Source organism: Pantoea sp. Fr+CA_20 (assembly GCF_024520835.1).
Lineage (GTDB): Bacteria > Pseudomonadota > Gammaproteobacteria > Enterobacterales > Enterobacteriaceae > Pantoea > Pantoea allii.
The window spans coordinates 281,422-299,327 of the sequence record NZ_JALNPN010000004.1; the positions used below are offsets into that span (position 1 = coordinate 281,422).

A 17,906-nucleotide genomic window follows, 5' to 3' on the forward strand; every position below is an offset into this window, starting at 1 on the left:
ATGGAAACGTTGCTGGAAGTCCGCAATCTCAGCAAAACCTTTCGTTACCGCACCGGCCTGTTTCGTCGTCAGCATGTTGAGGCGGTGAAATCCGTCAGCTTTACGCTGCGTGAAAAGCAGACTCTGGCGATTATTGGCGAAAACGGTTCAGGCAAATCCACGCTGGCAAAAATGCTCAGCGGCACCGTTGCTCCCAGCGACGGCCAGATTATTATCGACGATCACCCGCTGAGCTTTGGCGATTACGGCTATCGCAGCCAGCGCATTCGTATGATCTTCCAGGACCCATCAACCTCGCTGAATCCACGCCAGCGCGTGAGCCAGATTCTGGACCTGCCGCTGCGCCTGAATACCGATCTGGATGCTGAGGCGCGGGAAAAGCGCATTATTACCACGCTGCGCCAGGTGGGATTGCTGCGCGATCACGCCGGTTATTATCCGCATATGTTGGCACCGGGCCAAAAGCAGCGTCTTGGCCTGGCCCGTGCGTTAATCCTGCAACCTAAAGTGATTGTGGCCGATGAGGCCCTTGCCTCGCTGGATATGACCATGCGTTCACAACTGGTCAATCTGATGCTGGAGCTACAAGAAAAGCACGGTATCGCTTACATTTATGTGACCCAGCATCTGGGTATGATGAAGCATATCAGCGATAAAGTGCTGGTCATGCATCACGGCGAAGTGGTGGAGCGCGGCGGCACGGCAGACGTGCTTGCGTCGCCACTGCATGAGATGACAAAACGTCTGATCAACAGCCATTTTGGTGAGGCCTTAACGGCTGAAGCCTGGCGGCGGGAGCGTTGATTTTGCGGCATATAGTGGAAAACGCTGCGCGTTTTTCCTGATTTCAAACAGACGTGCTAGAATCCGCACGTCGATTAACGTCGGTCGTCTATTATTTAAACAACACGACCGCCAACTACCATGACCATAAGGATTACAGCTATGGGTTTTCTTTCCGGTAAGCGCATTCTGATTACTGGTGTTGCCAGTAAACTTTCCATCGCCTACGGTATTGCACAGGCGATGCGCAAACAGGGCGCAGAACTGGCTTTCACCTACCAAAACGACAAACTGAAAGGTCGTGTGGAAGAGTTTGCCAAAGATTTGGGTTCCGACATCGTGCTGCCTTGTGATGTTGCAGAAGATGAAAGCATCCAATCCCTGTTCACTGAGCTGGCAAAGACCTGGCCAAAATTTGACGGTTTCGTGCACTCCATCGGTTTCGCGCCTGGCGACCAGTTGGATGGCGATTACGTTAATGCCGTAACCCGCGAAGGTTTCAAAATCGCGCACGACATCAGCGCCTACAGCTTTGTTGCAATGGCTAAAGAGTGTCGTGCCATGCTGAACCCGAACGCTGCTCTGCTGACCCTGTCTTACCTGGGTGCAGAACGCGCTATCCCTAACTACAACGTTATGGGCCTGGCAAAAGCGTCTCTGGAAGCTAACGTGCGTTACATGGCTAACGCGATGGGTCCAGAAGGCGTGCGTGTTAATGCCGTTTCTGCGGGTCCGATTCGTACGCTGGCAGCGTCAGGCATTAAAGATTTCCGTAAGATGCTGGCCCATTGTGAAGCGGTAACCCCTATTCGCCGTACGGTAACTATCGAAGACGTGGGTAACTCCGCTGCCTTCCTTTGTTCCGATCTGGCGGGTGGTATCACCGGTGAAATCGTTCACGTTGACGGTGGCTTCAGCATCGCCGCCATGAACGAACTGGAACTGAAATAAGTTTCCTCACGGGCGAGCCTTGCTCGCCCTGTGCTGTACCCGCCCGATTGCCTCGTTATTCCTTATCGCTATTATTTATCACCGATTGGTCTTTTGCCCTGACCTGCCCGTGGGCGACGATAAGTCAGCCCTGCGGCCTGCGACTGAATCACCGCCTGCGCCGCATCAGATTTTGCAAAAGGACGGATGATGCAACAACGCCGCTATCCCGGCCAGGATCACTGGTTTTACGAAAGTCAGACCCGCCCGCGGACCGTACAGGCTGCCCCACTTTTTCCTGAAGCCGCCCATATCGATGACCGGTTTTTACTGGGGTTAGCACAGGAAGCCTCCGTTATTCAGCCTTTACTCCAGACAGACCAGCCCGCGATACAGATCGCCCACAACGTCGTTCTCCAGCTGTTTCCCGACCAGGTGAATACCACGCTGACGCATACGCTCACGCTGTATGATCGGTTAAGTACCGCGCTGACCGTCGCCCAGGTGACAGGCATTCAGCGCCTGTGTAATCACTATTCCGCCCGACTGAATCCCCTGCCGGGTCCAGATTCCTCCCGTGAAAGTAACAATCGCCTGACACAAATTACGCAATATGCGCGCTTGCTGGCGATGCAGCCTGCGCTAATCACGGCTGAAAGTATTCGTGCGCTGCATGCGGCCGGGCTGAGCGAAGCCGATATCGTCACCCTTAACCATTTAGTGGGCTTTGTCTGCTATCAGGCGCGTGTCATTGCCGGTATTCATGCTCTGCTGGAATTGCCGGTACGCTGGATGCCGGGGATGTCACCTGCCCCGGATGCCGAGGCAGCGACGTTTGATCAGCCCTGGCAGTGGCAGCCGGTCCTGACGCCGCTGGAGCCGCGTTATGCCAGCGAGGAGCAACATGCTGCGGTCACGCAGTGTCAGGGCTCGCCCGCACTTCAGGATGCGGTCTGGCTGCTGGCGCACGCTGCCGGGTTATTGCAGAGCTGGTTTGCCCTGCGTCATGAGCTTGAAAATACACTGACCTCATCTGTAGAGGCCACTGCGGCAAGGATTCTGGGCAGCCGCTGGCTCTGTCAGCAGGCTGCAGACGCTAAAAATCTGCTGGATGAGGTGGATGCGGCGCAGCGGCCGGGTGAACAGCAAGTCATTATGACCCTGGCCGCGCAGTTGACCCGCCAGCCGGAGCGCTTTAACGCGCGCGATCTTCAGCCGCTGGCTGAGGCAGGCTGGTCACATGCCGCGCGGTTCAGCGTGATTCAGTCCATCGCGCTGGCCAACTGGAACAGCCGTTTATTTTATGCCTGCGGTGAAGCCCGCTAGCTATCGAGATGACTGCGCGCTTCATCGTAAAAATGTTGCGCCAGCGGCGTTGCCCGGCCGGGTTCGGCGACAACCAGCGCCGCCTGGCGCGCCATTTTAGGCATTGCAATGGTCCGTTTTTCCAGTCCATGTAATGAGGCGGGCAGTAAATGTCCTCGTGGTGAGATCAGCACGCCAAGACCGACCTGGGTGCACTGTAACAACTGCATGATGGACGCGCTTTCGACCACCACGCGCGGCACCAGCGCGACGTCGCGAAAGGTCATATCCAGATAGCGGCGAAAATAGCGGGTTGGCTCCGCCAGACACAGCGGCTGCTGTGCCAGCGTTGGCAGGTCAAGTGTTTCATGCGCGCATAAGTGCTGAAAATGGTCGGGATGAAAAACGGCTTCCACGCCACTATCCGGCAGCAGGGATGCCTGAAAATGCAGTTCCCGCAACGTCGCCATTTCAAAAAAGCCAATGCCCACATCGACCGTGTGGCTGTTCAGCGCCTCCAGCAGTTGATCGGCGCTTAATACGGCAATACGGTAATCCAGCTGTGGATAGCGCGCCTGCACCGCTTTTAACAATTGCGCCAGCGAAACGCTGCACTGCGGGACAACACCAAGACGAAGCGTACCGTTCACCCCGTGTTTTAACGACTCGACCTCCAGCTTGAGCCCCTGATAAACCGAAACGATTTCCCGCGCCCAGGCCAGTACCCTGTCGCCTTCCGGCGTAAAACCCGCAAAATTGTTGCTGCGGTTGATCAGCGACAGACCCAGCTCACGCTCCAGGTTTTTTAACCGCATCGATAAGGTAGGCTGGCTGACAAAGCTGGCTTCGGCGGCACGACCAAAATGGCGCTCGCGTTCGAGATTGCAGAGATAGATGAGCTGTTTGATGTCGATTTTCTTTACCCGCCGTAACACCGTTTTTATGAATACCTATTATGTGCCGATGGATTAACAGAATGCCAGTCAGAGATAGTGCCGTAACCAATACAGCGAAGGCTTTAAACAGACGCAACATATTCAGAGCGCAATAAGGTTATGAAGGTGGCTGTCACAATGGCAGGTCAGATAATCGGGGAGCGTTGTCAGCATTCACAGGTGAATACCGGTGTTAGTGATCTCATAAACGCGTTAATTTGTAATTTTTATTGGTGTTTCCCTGGTGTTGCAGGTGCTTACTTGTGCGGATAAGGCCAGGCGTGATCAACGCCAGTGGAAGAGAGGACGCCCGTGACCAATAAGTAGATCACCACCAAAGCGAAGATAACAATTGCTGATATTTCAAAGATTTTAATCAGACTGTGTTTAGCCATAAATAACCCCCTGCTCATTGCGTGTATTTGACATTCACCTCTTACCTTAGAGTGTTACCGGTAAAGTACAAGTCCTGATCACAAAATGAAACATAAAGTATTGCTTATGTATTGTAATGAATTTGTTAAAGACATAGAAACCAAACGTGAGGAGAGACCGTTGACGGAGATTATTATGGTGAAGGCAGATAACACACCAGGCTTTCGAACGGCTGCACGGCAGCTGCGGAGACTGTAATTAATATTGTGTAATTGCCTGTTTTAGTGTGTTCACTCCCCCTGCCCATACAGGCAATTTATTAACAAAAAACATAACCCCCTGTGGCTGAACTGGCTAAATCAAAACTACCTTGTTGTGTGATGACGGCGAGATGGAGTTGAATACGCCTCGTGACCGTGAAAACACCTTCGAACCGCAGTTGATTAAGACGCATCAAAGGTGCGTAACGCACCTGAACAGCCGGATCGTATCCCTCTATGCCAAAAGCATGACCATCCGTGAAATCGTTGCCACCTTCAAAGAAATTTACGAAGCCGATGTGTTACCCATGCTGATATCTAAAGTCATCGACGCCGTAAAAAGTCAGTCACCACATTCTGCCCAGCTCTTTTTTACGGGACTTTTTTTCTGTCGATGACGGGTTTTATAACGTGACAGTATGAGTAGTAATTAAAGCCAACTTCCCGGTAATATCTTTTCTGGTTCGAACTGATAAGGGATTTTCAAGTGACCATTAAATTTTCCCAGCTCTGGGAGGCACACCCTGAGGTAAAAGGCGATGTCAATCCATGCCGCAAACCCGATGGACATAAAGCCTTTGATGACCAGTGCGCAATCCGTATTGGCACTGCATTAACCCGCTGCGGATACGATGTAAGCCGCCTGAAAGTAGCACAGTGCTGGTATCATCCTAAGGAGGCTGGTCATGTGCTAAGGGCTGAAGAACTGGCCAACGCCCTTAAGAAAACGGCAATTCCGGGTGTTTTCAGTGCGGTGAAAGTAAACCCTGAAAACTTCGAACAGACGCTGCGCGGACAGACCGGCATCATTTTTTTTAAAGATTACTGGCGCAGAGGAAGCGAGAGCTTTGCTAACCGGTCAGGAGACCATATCGACCTGTGGAATGGCGAGCGAGTGACATCAAGATCAAGCTATCTCCGAATTCAGTGGGGACTACACTGGGAAGGTGTGCTCAGCGATTTCTTCAACTCCCGTGAAATCTGGTTCTGGAAGATTATATGAAGCGTTCTTTGCAAATATGTCTGGCGTCATTGGCTGGCCTGGCGGTTGGCGCGGGTCTCTTTATTATTGTATTCCCATCACTTGCCCGCTTCATTAATGGCCCGGTAAAGGGTGAAGATCAAATGTCTGCGAACGCAGCACTTTTATTCATCGGCTTACCTGCAACCGCAATCATCTTTGCTGCTGTGACAGGAACCTGGTGGGCCATACGGCTTAAAACGAAAGCGCAGAGCGGCTTAGGATGACGTTGAAAGCCAGGGCGTTTATTGGGTGAATCCTTGCACGTTTATCAGGACGGTGACGGGGGAGATTACAAGAGCGTTTAAAGAGAGCTGCAGTAGGTACAGGCTGGGACGGACGTTCGATAATTGTTTTATCCTCAAAATCGAACGACCGGTCTCACTTGCTGAAGGGACTGGCCCCCACTTGTACCTTTACTGGGTGAATGGTGATTATCCGACGCCCAGGGCCGCTTTCACCTCTTGTGCGATTTTCTCTACCTGTGGGCCGTAAATCACCTGCACATCATGTTCACTAACGCGGTTGATGCCATTGGCGCCGGTGCTCATTAGCGTCTGATCCACCACTTCTTTCATGTCTTTGACCCGAACCCGTAAACGCGTGAAGCAGCAATCGACATCCTCTATATTGGCTGCCCCACCCAAACCACTGATGATCACGTTGGTGCGCTCGCTGCCTTCAACCAGCTGTGGTTTTTCATCATCCGTTTCACGTCCCGGCGTTTCGACATGCATACGCGTAATAATAAAGCGGAAAGAATAGTAATAAACCGGGGCGTAAATCACCCCAAGCGCCAGCGTCCACCACCAGTGGGTTTTACTGCCGCCAAGCATGCCAAAGACCACCAGATCGATCACACCGCCCTGCACATTTCCAATCATCAAATGCAGCATCGACATCAGCATAAATGACAGGCCGGTTAAAAATGCATGCAGCAGGTAAAGCACCGGCGAAACGAAGATAAAGCAAAACTCCAGCGGTTCGGTGATGCCAGTAGTGAATGACGTCAGTGCTCCAGCCATCACCAGCGCCCTGACGCGCTGTTTGTGTTCAGGCCGCGCGGTGTGATAAATCGCCAGGGCAGCAGCAGGCAGACCAAACATCATGACCGGTATTTTTCCCTGAGCCAGGAACTGGGTGGCGGTGCGAAGCGTCGCGTCCGGGATAAGTCCGGGATGGGTGAGCGAGGCATTAAAGATGTTTAACGCACCGACAATCGTCTGTCCGTCCACGATAGCCATGCCGCCAATGGGCGTGAAGCGCACGGTTTCGTTCAGGATGTGATGCAGGCCCGTGGGGATAAGAATGCGTTCCGAAGCCCCCAACAGAAATGCCCCGTACTGCCCGCTCCGGCCGATCATCTGTCCCACCCAGGCAATGCCTTCGCCAATGGTCGGCCAGACCAGCGCCAGTAAGATGCCGATCAGCGGCAGGAACACCACCGTTACAATCGGCACAAAGCGACGCCCGCCAAAGAAACTGATCGCCGTGGGTAACTGCTGCGTATAGAAGCGGTTATGCAGCATCACGGTGATCAGCCCGGCAATCACACCGCCCAGTACGCTCATATTGTAGGTAAAAATACCCAGCATCTGAATGTACTCAGCCGACGTCATCATGGCTGTGGTCTGATCCAGCCCGGCCTGTTGCAGCGCCTGCGGCGTGGTTGTGGCTGCGGTAATGCCCTTCGCCGCCAGCGTGGCATTGATACCGACATTCATAGCGATATAGCCGATAACGGCGGCAAAGGCTGCGGTAGGCTTTTCTGCTTTCGCCAGTCCAATGGCGCTGGCGACGGCAAAGAATAGCGGCAGATTAGCAAACAGCGCGCCGGCCACTTTACGAATAAACCCGATGATGAGCTGGGCAACCTGCATGTGTGCGAAAGCTTCGCCGGTGACGGCGGGATTCTGCATTGCCGCCGCCAGCCCCAGAAAGATACCGGCCGCTGCAATCACCGAAATTGGCATCATCAACGCCTTGCCAAACGCATGGATCTGGCTGGTGAGTTGTTTCATGGTGTCGCGCCCTTTTCTGTTTTAAACAGCAAGTATTAGCGCGATGTGCCGATAACACCCGTTATGGAGAGGTTACGAGAAGGTAAAACATGAACATCATCACAGTTGGCGCGCCACCACGATAAACGCCAGCTATCGCACCATTAAGCCAATCAATTAGACAAGCTTTGTCGTCGATAGCACACTAATATTTACCATCAGGATATATCCTTGCAACATTCGTCCAACATAAAAATAAGCCTGCACCTATGATGAAATTCAAGCGTCAAATTAAACCATACCGTGCCGCAGCGGGCGGCTGGGGTTCACTGGAAGCTACCACACGTTTTGTTTTCGACAGTAAAGCTGCCCTGAAAAATCTGCGCAATTTAATGCGCATGAACAAAGCTCGTGGCTTCGACTGCCCAGGCTGCGCCTGGGGTGATGACAATAAAAGTACATTTAGCTTTTGCGAAAACGGGGCGAAAGCCGTGACCTGGGAAGCGACGCGCCGCGTGGTCGATACCGACTTTTTCGCGAAACACAGCGTTACGACCCTGTATGCGCAAAGTGACTACTTCCTGGAATATCAGGGCCGTCTGACGCATCCGTTACGCTACAACGCTGAAAGCGACCATTACGAACCCATCAGTTGGGATGACGCCTATGCGCTCATCGCGAAACACATTAAGGCGATGGATAATCCGGATCAGATGGAGCTTTACACCTCGGGTCGCGCCAGTAATGAAGCCTCCTGGCTTTATCAACTGTTTGGCCGCATGTCAGGCACCAATAACTTCCCGGACTGCTCCAATATGTGTCACGAGGCCAGCGGTGCTGGGCTGAAACGCAGCATCGGCGTGGGTAAAGGCACCATTCGTCTTGACGATTTTGATCATGCCGATGCCATTTTTGTCTTTGGGCAAAACCCAGGCACTAACCACCCACGCATGCTGCACAGCCTGCGTCACGCGGCCGATCATGGTGCTAAAATCGTTACCTTTAACACGCTACGTGAGCGCGGTCTGGAGCGTTTTGCCGATCCGCAAAAGCCGCTCGAAATTGTCACCTCCAAAGCGGGCACCATCAGTTCTGCCTATTATCAACCCCATCTTGGCGGTGATATGGCGGCCGTGCGCGGCATGGTGAAAGCCCTGCTGGAAACCCATCGCGCGCGTATTGCTGCGGGCGAAAGCGGCTTGTTCGATCAGGCCTTCCTGAACGCCAAAACACACGGCGTTGAGGCATATTTCGACGCCGTAGATAACACAGACTGGATGCAGATTGTGGCGCAGTCGGGCCTCACAGAAGCACAAATCCGTGAAGCGGCAGCGATCTATCAGAACGCCGATCGGGTGATCTGCACCTGGGCAATGGGCATTACGCAGCACAAGCATTCGGTTGATACGGTGCGTGAAATCACCAACCTACAGCTGCTGTTTGGTCAGTTAGGTAAAAAAGGGGCCGGCCTCTGTCCTGTGCGTGGTCACAGTAACGTTCAGGGCAACCGCACCATGGGCATTGATGAAAAGCCGTCCAAACCTTTCCTGGATGCGCTTGGTCAGCACTTTGACTTTGAGCCTCCGCGTGCGGCAGGCCATAACACCGTTGAAGCCCTGAACGCGATGCTGCGTGATGAAATTAAGGTTCTTATCGCCCTGGGCGGTAATCTGGCCGCCGCGGCACCGGATTCTCCGCGTACTGAAGAAGCTCTATCACGCTGTGGTCTGACCGTGCACATCAGCACCAAGCTCAACCGTAGCCATCTGGTGCCGGGTCATGAAGGGTTGATCCTGCCGACATTGGGTCGCACCGAACGCGATCTGCAGGCGACAGGTAACCAGTTCATTACCGTGGAAGATTCGTTCAGCATGGTGCATGCGTCAGAAGGTGTCGGTATTCCTCTGGCGGAAACACAGCGTTCTGAAACGTCGATTGTTGCCAGTATTGCCCATGCGGTTCTCGGTGATGACAAGGTGAAGTGGTTAGATCTGGCGGCTGATTACAACCTGATTCGCAATCATATTGCGGCAACCATTCCCGGTTTTGCCGACTTCAATACCAAATGCGATCAGCCTGGCGGCTTCTATCTTGGTAATGCCGCGGCAGAGCTGCGTTTTAATACGCCGACCGGTAAGGCCGAGTTTAACCCGGCAGCGCTGCCCGAGTCGCTGTTTCCGAAACTTGATCAGGAAGTGCCTTTCACGCTGCAAACCCTGCGCTCGCATGACCAGTACAACACCACGATTTACGGTCTCGACGATCGTTATCGCGGCGTGTACGGCCAGCGTGAAGTCGTCTTTATTAACCCCGACGACATGGCTGAGTTAGGGTTTAGTGAAGGCCAGAATGTGGATATTGAAACCCTGTGGAATGATGGCATCACCCGTCGCGTGAGCGGCTTCAAACTGGTGCCTTATAACATTCCGCGTGGCAATCTGGCGGCCTACTATCCTGAAACAAACCCGCTGGTCCCGTTAAACAGCTATGGCGATATCAGCGGCACACCGACCTCGAAATCGGTGCCGGTTAAGCTGGAATTGTCGCAGGCGTTGACTACCCAACGTATCGCCTGATTCAGGCTTTTCTCCAGGCAAAAAGCCGGTTCGTCCGGCTTTTTGCCTTGCCGCGAGACCCCGATTCGCGTAAAACTGTCAGCCGCTATTAGGCCACGAAACGTAAAAATCATGTTCCAGGATAATCCGCTGCTTGCGCAGCTTAAAGAGAAGCTTCATTCGCAAACGCCGCGTGCAGAAGGCGTTGTAAAAGGCACCGAAAAGGGATTCGGCTTTCTGGAAGTCGATGCACAAAAAAGTTATTTCATCCCGCCGCCGCAGATGAAAAAAGTGATGCATGGCGACCGCATTGTTGCCGTCATCCACAGCGATAAAGATCGTGAAAGCGCAGAGCCAGAAACGTTGGTTGAGCCTTTTCTGGGCCGCTTTGTTGGCCGCGTGCAGAAAAAAGACGACCGTCTTTCTATCGTGCCCGATCATCCGCTGCTGAAAGAGGCCATTCAGTGTCGTCCGGTGCGCGGACTGACCCATGATTTCCAGAATGGCGACTGGGCCGTCGCTGAAATGCGTCGTCATCCGTTGAAAGGCGACCGTGGCTTTTATGCCGAACTCACCGAATTCATTGTCAAAGCCGACGACCACCTCGCCCCATGGTGGGTGACACTGTCACGTCATAATCTGGAGCGTGAAGCGCCAGAAATCGGCTTTGGCGACATGCTGGACGAGAACCTGACGCGTGAAGATCTGACCGCCCTGGATTTCGTGACTATCGACAGCGCCAGCACTGAAGATATGGACGATGCGCTGTATGCCGAAGCACTGGACGATGGCGCACTGCGTCTGACCATCGCCATTGCCGATCCCACTGCCTATGTCGCAGAAGGTAGCGAGCTGGATAAGCTGGCGGCGCAACGTGCGTTTACGAACTATCTGCCGGGCTTTAATATCCCGATGCTGCCCCGTGAGCTGTCAGACGATGTCTGCTCGCTGCGCCCTGACGTGCGTCGTCCGGTTCTGGCGTGCCGCGTGACGGTTGCTCAGGATGGTAGCCTGGCTGACGATGTTCAGTTCTTTGCAGCCTGGATCGAGTCAAAAGCCAAACTGGTGTACGACGAGGTTTCCGACTGGCTGGAAAACAGTGGCGAATGGCAACCGCAAAACGAGGCTATCGCTAACCAGATCCGCCTGCTGCATCGCTTGTGTCAGTCCCGTGCTGAATGGCGTCAAAACCATGCGCTGGTGTTTAAAGATCGTCCTGACTACCGTTTTCTGCTGGGCGAAAAAGGGGAAGTGCTGGAAATCATCGCCGAACCGCGTCGTATCGCGAACCGGATTGTTGAGGAAGCCATGATCCTGGCGAACATCTGTGCCGCCAATGTGCTGCGCGAAAAGCTGGGCTTTGGTATCTACAACGTTCACGCGGGTTTCGATACGGCGAATGCCGAGCAGGCCGCCGCTGTGCTGGCGACTCACGGCATTACCGCCGATCCGCAGGCTATCACCACGCTGGAGGGGTTCCGCGTACTGCGCCGTGAACTGGATGCACAGCCTACTCAGTTCCTCGACAGCCGTATTCGTCGTTTCCAGACCTATGCGGAGATCACCACCGAACCGGGCCCGCACTTTGGCCTGGGGCTGGACGCTTACGCCACCTGGACCTCCCCGATCCGTAAGTTTGGCGACATGATCAACCATCGTCTGCTGAAGGCCATCGTGCGCGGTGAGCAAATCGGTCGTCCGGATGATGCGCTGACGGTCACCATGAGTGAACGTCGTCGTCTTAACCGCATGGCAGAGCGTGACGTGGGCGACTGGCTCTATGCCCGTTACCTGTCGCCCTTTGCGGCTACGGATCGTAAGTTCAGCGCGGAAATCATCGATGTTTCTCGTGGTGGCATGCGCGTCCGCCTGCTGGAAAATGGTGCCGTGGCGTTTATTCCAGCGCCGTTCCTGCATGCCGTGCGTGACGAACTGGTTTGCAGCCAGGAAAGCGGTACAGTACAGATTAAAGGTGATGTGGTTTACCGCGTATCCGACGTGATTGACGTGACCATTGCTGAAGTCCGCATGGAAACGCGCAGCGTCGTTGCACGCCCCGCAGCCTGAGACTAAACCGGCGGGACAGCCTTGTCTGTCCCGCCGACACATTCCACCTCGCCTTCCCTCTGCATGTGCGTGCTAAATTTGCTCCGCGCTTCACAGTTTTATCTTTATTAACTTCCACTTACATTCCATTACATTAACGTTAGCTCGTTGTCTTCGATCGCCTTCCATTCGGTCTCTACAAGGAGTGAGTTATGAAGAACGTCAAAAACGGCGTGCTTTGGTTAGCAGTGGCGTTAATTGGCGCGGGTGCGTTCGCGATGCTGGCGCTTAACCGCGGCGAGCACGTCAACGCAGTCTGGCTGGTGGTTGCCGCAGTTGCCTTTTACAGCATCGCTTATCGTTTTTACAGCCTGTTTATCGCCCGCAATATTTTTGAACTGGACGACCGCCGTCTGACGCCAGCTGAGCGCCTCAGCGATGGTCTTGACTATGTTCCCACCAATAAGTGGGTGCTGTTTGGTCACCACTTTGCGGCTATCGCCGGTGCTGGCCCGCTGGTCGGCCCGATTCTGGCGGCACAGATGGGTTTTCTGCCTGGCACTATCTGGATTCTGATCGGGGTGATGATGGCGGGCGCCGTTCAGGATTTCCTGATTCTGTTTATCTCTACGCGACGTGATGGCCGTTCGTTAGGCGAAATGGCGCGTCAGGAGCTGGGCGCTTTTGCCGGTGTGATTACTATGCTGGGTGCGCTGGGCGTGATGATCATTATTCTCTCTGCGCTGGCGCTGGTGGTGGTGAAAGCCCTGGCGAACAGTCCGTGGGGACTGTTTACCATCGCGGCGACCATTCCGATTGCGCTGTTTATGGGCATCTATATGCGCTTTCTGCGCCCTGGAAAAATCGCCGAAGTCTCGTTGATCGGCTTTGTGCTGATGATGGCGGCCATTATTTACGGTGGTGATGTCGCACAGCATCCTTACTGGGGCCCGTTCTTTACACTGAAAGGCACCTCGTTGACCTGGGTGCTGGTCATCTATGGTTTTATCGCCTCAGTGCTACCGGTCTGGCTGCTGCTGGCCCCGAGGGATTACCTTTCTACCTTTCTGAAAATCGGCGTCATTGTCGGGCTGGCTGTGGGCATCGTCTTTGCCATGCCAGAAATGAAAATGCCTGCCGTGACCCGATTTATTGACGGCTCGGGGCCGGTCTTCTCTGGCGCCCTGTTCCCGTTCCTGTTTATCACTATTGCCTGTGGCGCTATCTCCGGCTTCCATGCGCTGGTATCCAGCGGAACCACACCTAAGCTGATTGAGCGCGAAAGCCATATTCGTTTTATTGGGTACGGTGCCATGCTGATGGAGTCGTTCGTGGCCATCATGGCGCTGATTTGCGCCTCGGTACTGGACCCGGGTGTGTACTTTGCGATGAACTCGCCCGCGGCACTGATTGGTACCACGGTAGAAAATGCCTCTCAGGTCATCAATGGTTGGGGATTTGTGGTCACGCCTGAGATGTTAAGCGGTATCGCCCGGGATGTGGGCGAAGCCTCCATCCTGTCACGTGCCGGGGGTGCGCCGACCTTTGCAGTCGGCATGGCACATATCATTACTGAGGTGTTTAACAGCCGCGCCATGATGGCCTTCTGGTACCATTTCGCGATCTTATTTGAAGCCCTGTTTATTTTGACCGCCGTGGATGCCGGTACCCGCGCCTGCCGCTTTATGGTGCAGGATCTGGTTGGCACGGTCGTGCCTTCTATGGCGAACAACCGTTCATGGCTGGGCAATATGTCAGGGACCACCGTCGCCGTCGCCGGCTGGGGTTTCTTCGTTTATCAGGGCGTTATCGATCCACTGGGCGGTATCAACACCTTGTGGCCACTGTTTGGGATTGGTAACCAGATGCTGGCCTCTATGGCGCTAATCCTGGGCACGGTGGTGCTGTTCAAGATGAAAAAGCAGCGCTATGCATGGGTGACGATTCTGCCCACCATCTGGCTGTTTATTACCTCGATGACAGCGGGATGGCAGAAGATTTTTCACGAAAAACCGTCAATTGGTTTTCTTGCTCAAGCCAATAAATTCCGAAAAGGTCTGGATGAAGGCGTTATCATCGCACCAGCTAAAACCGTGGCCGATATGCAAACCATCGTATTCAGTAACCAGATTAATGCTGCCCTGTGCGGGTTCTTTATGCTGGTCGCCGTCACGATGCTGATTGCCGCGTTCTTTGTGATTCGCCGTGCGCTAAGCAGCAACGTGCCTACCACGCATGAGTCAAATGTGGAATTGCGTAAGGAGGTGCGCCATGTATGACAGCATCCATCGCGTAGCGCGCCCCCAGGGTAGCTGGCATATTATGCGTTGCGATTTACTTTCCACCCCTGTTCGCACCGGCTTTCGCTGGCGCGCACTGTGGCAGGGACTTCAGCAAAGTTTTCGTTTGATGGTTGGCGTGCAGGATTATCAAAAATACCTGCAGCACATGCGGCGGCGGCATCCTGAAATGACACCGATGAGCGAGCGGGAGTTTCATCGTTATTGTCTGGATGCCCGCTTTCCCAGTCAGGCCGGAAAGCTGGGTAAATGTCCGTGCTGAACATAAACTGAGCCCCGCTTCGGCGGGGTTTTTTATGCCCGTTTTTTCTGGAAAGTAAAATAAATACAGTTTCATCTTGTGCTGGCATCAGTTGATGAATACTGTTGCTAAAATAACGAGATAACGCCAGCAATGTACTTCCTGGAGGGAGTGACCATGACCGATGAACAAGGGCAATCATTGTTGTATACCTTGTTTGGTACAACCAGCCCTCATTGGCGATTAAACGCGGACAGTGATGCGCTGCTATTTGCCTTAGATGAATCATCGAACACCAGCGTGGCTGTTCCCCTGACGCCGGGTCAATGCAGTTTGCTTCGCGCGATGCCGGTTATCACTTCCAGTATAAATCTGACGTTAACAATACACGGCGAGCAGGTCGCGATGCATTTTGTCGGTCGCAGGATCAATAAATCCGTCTGGGCCGGTACCGCGTCGGCATGGGGCGATACCTCGGCCGTGGCTCGCGACCTGACGCTAGGTCTGTCATTTGCTGAACAGGTCGTTTCGGAAGCCAATTCCGTCATCGTGATCCTCGACCAGCGCGGCAACATTCAACGCTTTAACCGACTCAGTGAAGAGTACACCGGCCTATATGAACAGGACGTGATCGGTCGGAATGTTTTTCAGCTGTTTATGACCAAACAGGAAGCTGCCGCCTCACGTCGTAACATTGCGGGTTTCTTCCGCGACGGTAACTCCTACGAAGTCGAACGCTGGATCAAAACGATGAAGGGACAGCGACTGTTTCTGTTTCGTAATAAGTTTGTTCACAGCGGCAGCGGTAAAAATGAAATTTTCCTCATCTGTTCAGGAACGGATATCACGGAAGAACGCCGCGCGCAGGAACGACTGCGCGTTATGGCCAATACCGATGGTATTACTGGCCTGCCCAATCGTCATGCTATTCATCAGCAGATTAGCCAGGCGCTGGAGCGTGCAGAAGGCAGCGAAACCGGCGTGGTCTATCTGGATTTAGATAACTTTAAGAAAGTTAATGATGCCTACGGTCATATGTTTGGCGATCAGCTGTTACAGGCCGTTTCTCTGGCTATCCTGAGCTGTCTGAGCAAAAACCAGACACTCGGGCGGCTGGGCGGTGATGAATTTGTCGTGCTGGCGGAACACACCAGCCAGGCGGCGCTGGAGGCGATGGCCACGCGTATTCTCGATCGCCTGCGTCAGCCGTTTCGCATTGGCCTGATCGAAGTTTACAGCGGCTGTTCAGTGGGCATCGCCCTTGCCCCGCTGCATGGGGAAGATCGTGAATGTCTGATTCGTAACGCCGATACGGCGATGTATCACGCCAAAGAGAATAACCGCGGTCGATATTGTGTTTTTGCTGAAGAGATGAACCGGCGGGTTTTTGAATACCTTTGGCTCGATACCAATTTGCGTAAAGCGCTGGAGCAGGACCATTTATTAGTGCATTACCAGCCTAAAGTCGATTCTGACGGTAAAGTACGCAGTGCGGAAGCGCTGGTACGCTGGAATTCGCCAGAGCGCGGGCTGGTATCACCCGGCGAATTTATCCCCTATGCGGAAGAGTCCGGCCTGATCGTGCCGCTTGGTCGCTGGGTCATGCTCAATGTGTTGAAGCAGATTCTTGCCTGGCGGCAGCAGAATATTCACCTGCGTGTCGCGGTGAACGTCTCTGCGCGTCAGTTGCTCGATCAATCGATCTACAGTGACCTGAAGCAAGCCCTGACGGATGCGGGTTTGACCGAGTCGCCAGTAGATATTGAACTGACGGAAAGCTGCCTGATAGAGAATGAAGCCGAAGCGTTGAAGCTGATGCGTAAATTCCAGGAACTGGGCGCGCAGATTCACCTTGATGACTTTGGCACCGGCTACTCCTCTCTGTCGCAGCTGGCGCGCGTGCCCATTAATGCCATTAAGCTGGATCAAAGCTTTATCCGAAATGTGAACAAACGGCCGGTATCGCAGTCTCTCGTCAGGGCCATTGTCGCGGTGGCGAAAGCGCTGGATTTGCAGGTGATTGCCGAAGGCATTGAAACTGTCGATGAAGAAGAGTTTGTCGTGAAAAGCGGCGTCGATGGGCGACAAGGCTATTTTTACGCAAAACCAATGCCCGCAGATCAGTTTGGGCACTGGCTGGCTCAGCATCCTGCCCGCGTATAGATCGCTAACCCGCTTTACGCAGTGATGCGCTGTGGCGGTTTTGTAACTGTACTAAACGTTCCATATAGGCAATATCTTTCGCTTCGAGCGTAAATGCGTAATCTACCCAGTCCTCGGTAATATCCATTAATTCAGCGCGTGAAAGCTGTAATACCCGCTGGCGCGCCTTTAACATGGCACGTACGCCATTGAGTTTTGGCCGCAATGTATCGATAAACGTGCGGGTAGCCCGGTAACTGTCGCCCGGTTGAAATACCTTATCCACTAAGCCGCGCGTTTCGTACCATTCAGCACTGTGGGACTCACCTTCCATGATCAGCTCTTCAGCCAGTTTCATGCCCGAACGCCGCGCCACTAAAGAGTAGCCCCCCATTCCCGGAAACAGGTTAAAGGCGATTTCAGGAAAGCCCATCCGGGCATTGTTCTGGGCCAGGATAAAGTGATGGGCCAGCGCGGCTTCAAAACCGCCGCCAAGGGCACTACCTTCAATCATCGCGAGCGTAACCGCGCCGGTATCAAATCCGCGGGCGGCCGAGTGGATGCAGTCAACACAAGCCCGTGCATAGGCGCGCAAAGCTTCACGGCGGTTATTGCGAATACATTCCACAAAAAAGCGCAGATCGCCACCGGCATTGAACATTTGTGGTACTAACGAGCCGGTTACCCAGAAATCGATAGGTAAGCCCGAACGCTGAGCGGTATAACTCAGGTTCATGATTTCTTCGATCAATTCATGATTAAAACTGGGGCGTGGTTGGGCGCGCAACATCATCCACATGGTGCGACGTCCTTCCTCGTAATAGGCAACTAACTGCGTAGTGTGTCCGGCTTCGGAAAACAGTCTGCATGTGGGTTGGTTAATCACGGTCATTGTCTCATCCTCTGTTATTTTGATGCGCTAATTGCGCCACATCAGCCTAATCCAGAGTGAGGCCAGACCAAATGAGAGATTGATTTACAACATAAATTCCAGAGTGATCCCCGATGCATTC

The 17,906-nt window shown here is 53.6% G+C and carries 14 protein-coding genes and 1 pseudogene; 11 read left to right on the plus strand and 4 right to left on the minus strand.

Going from position 1 to position 17,906, the window contains the following annotated elements:
* The 3 genes from sapF to NR177_RS08220 all read left to right on the plus strand — a co-directional run bounded on the left by sapF (position 1) and on the right by NR177_RS08220 (position 3,039).
* Complete coding sequence (gene sapF / locus NR177_RS08210; RefSeq protein WP_063879750.1) at positions 1-804, plus strand: putrescine export ABC transporter ATP-binding protein SapF; 804 nt, start codon at positions 1-3, stop codon at positions 802-804.
* Positions 805-945: 141 nt separating this feature from the next.
* On the plus strand, positions 946-1,734 hold the full coding sequence (fabI, locus tag NR177_RS08215) for an enoyl-ACP reductase FabI (RefSeq protein WP_063879751.1): 789 nt from the start codon (positions 946-948) through the stop codon (positions 1,732-1,734).
* Between the two features lie 189 nt (positions 1,735-1,923).
* Positions 1,924-3,039: an oxidoreductase gene (locus NR177_RS08220; RefSeq protein ID WP_256852651.1), complete on the plus strand. Its 1,116-nt coding sequence runs from the start codon at positions 1,924-1,926 to the stop codon at positions 3,037-3,039.
* Here the strand turns inward: NR177_RS08220 and NR177_RS08225 are convergent.
* Together NR177_RS08225 and NR177_RS08230 are read right to left on the minus strand one after the other, a co-directional pair.
* Positions 3,036-3,932, minus strand: a complete 897-nt coding sequence (locus tag NR177_RS08225; protein ID WP_063881185.1) for a LysR family transcriptional regulator — start codon at positions 3,930-3,932, stop codon at positions 3,036-3,038. The two genes, NR177_RS08220 and NR177_RS08225, sit on opposite strands and share 4 nt — an antisense overlap.
* Before the next feature lie 278 nt (positions 3,933-4,210).
* The gene (locus tag NR177_RS08230; RefSeq protein WP_256852638.1) at positions 4,211-4,348 is read right to left on the minus strand and encodes a hypothetical protein; all 138 of its coding nucleotides are present in this window, start codon (positions 4,346-4,348) and stop codon (positions 4,211-4,213) included.
* 347 nt (positions 4,349-4,695) lie between these two features.
* Between NR177_RS08230 and NR177_RS08235 the strand changes: the two are divergent.
* From NR177_RS08235 to NR177_RS08245, 3 genes and pseudogenes are all read left to right on the plus strand, one after another.
* Positions 4,696-4,935, plus strand: a pseudogene (locus NR177_RS08235) (transposase); the annotation flags it as partial.
* 140 nt (positions 4,936-5,075) lie between these two features.
* Positions 5,076-5,591: a T6SS effector amidase Tae4 family protein gene (locus NR177_RS08240; protein WP_256852639.1), complete on the plus strand. Its 516-nt coding sequence runs from the start codon at positions 5,076-5,078 to the stop codon at positions 5,589-5,591.
* Positions 5,588-5,836 (plus strand): hypothetical protein, encoded by a 249-nt coding sequence (locus NR177_RS08245; protein ID WP_082875201.1) that lies wholly within the window; start codon positions 5,588-5,590, stop codon positions 5,834-5,836. The genes NR177_RS08240 and NR177_RS08245 overlap by 4 nt, the downstream gene beginning before the upstream one ends.
* 207 nt (positions 5,837-6,043) lie before the next feature.
* On the opposite strand, the gene NR177_RS08250 is transcribed toward NR177_RS08245, so the two are convergent.
* Entirely contained in the window at positions 6,044-7,630 is a 1,587-nt protein-coding gene (locus NR177_RS08250) for a PTS transporter subunit EIIC (protein WP_063879753.1), read from the minus strand.
* Between the two features lie 251 nt (positions 7,631-7,881).
* Between NR177_RS08250 and NR177_RS08255 the strand changes: the two genes are divergently transcribed.
* The 5 genes from NR177_RS08255 (at position 7,882) to pdeR (ending at position 16,914) form a co-directional block, all read left to right on the plus strand.
* The gene (locus NR177_RS08255; RefSeq protein ID WP_256852652.1) at positions 7,882-10,185 is read left to right on the plus strand and encodes an FdhF/YdeP family oxidoreductase; all 2,304 of its coding nucleotides are present in this window, start codon (positions 7,882-7,884) and stop codon (positions 10,183-10,185) included.
* Positions 10,186-10,296: 111 nt separating this feature from the next.
* A complete protein-coding gene (locus NR177_RS08260) occupies positions 10,297-12,231 on the plus strand; it encodes an exoribonuclease II (RefSeq protein ID WP_096010537.1) in 1,935 nt (644 codons plus the stop codon).
* A 191-nt stretch (positions 12,232-12,422) separates the two neighbouring features.
* Entirely contained in the window at positions 12,423-14,489 is a 2,067-nt protein-coding gene (locus NR177_RS08265) for a carbon starvation CstA family protein (protein ID WP_256852640.1), read from the plus strand.
* Complete coding sequence (locus tag NR177_RS08270) at positions 14,482-14,772, plus strand: YbdD/YjiX family protein (RefSeq protein ID WP_063879756.1); 291 nt, start codon at positions 14,482-14,484, stop codon at positions 14,770-14,772. The genes NR177_RS08265 and NR177_RS08270 overlap by 8 nt, the downstream gene beginning before the upstream one ends.
* Positions 14,773-14,928: 156 nt before the next feature.
* Positions 14,929-16,914 (plus strand): cyclic di-GMP phosphodiesterase, encoded by a 1,986-nt coding sequence (pdeR, locus tag NR177_RS08275; RefSeq protein ID WP_096010535.1) that lies wholly within the window; start codon positions 14,929-14,931, stop codon positions 16,912-16,914.
* Positions 16,915-16,918: 4 nt separating this feature from the next.
* Here pdeR and NR177_RS08280 read toward each other — a convergent pair whose 3' ends face one another.
* Complete coding sequence (locus NR177_RS08280; RefSeq protein WP_063879758.1) at positions 16,919-17,785, minus strand: crotonase/enoyl-CoA hydratase family protein; 867 nt, start codon at positions 17,783-17,785, stop codon at positions 16,919-16,921.
* Positions 17,786-17,906 lie beyond the last annotated feature (121 nt).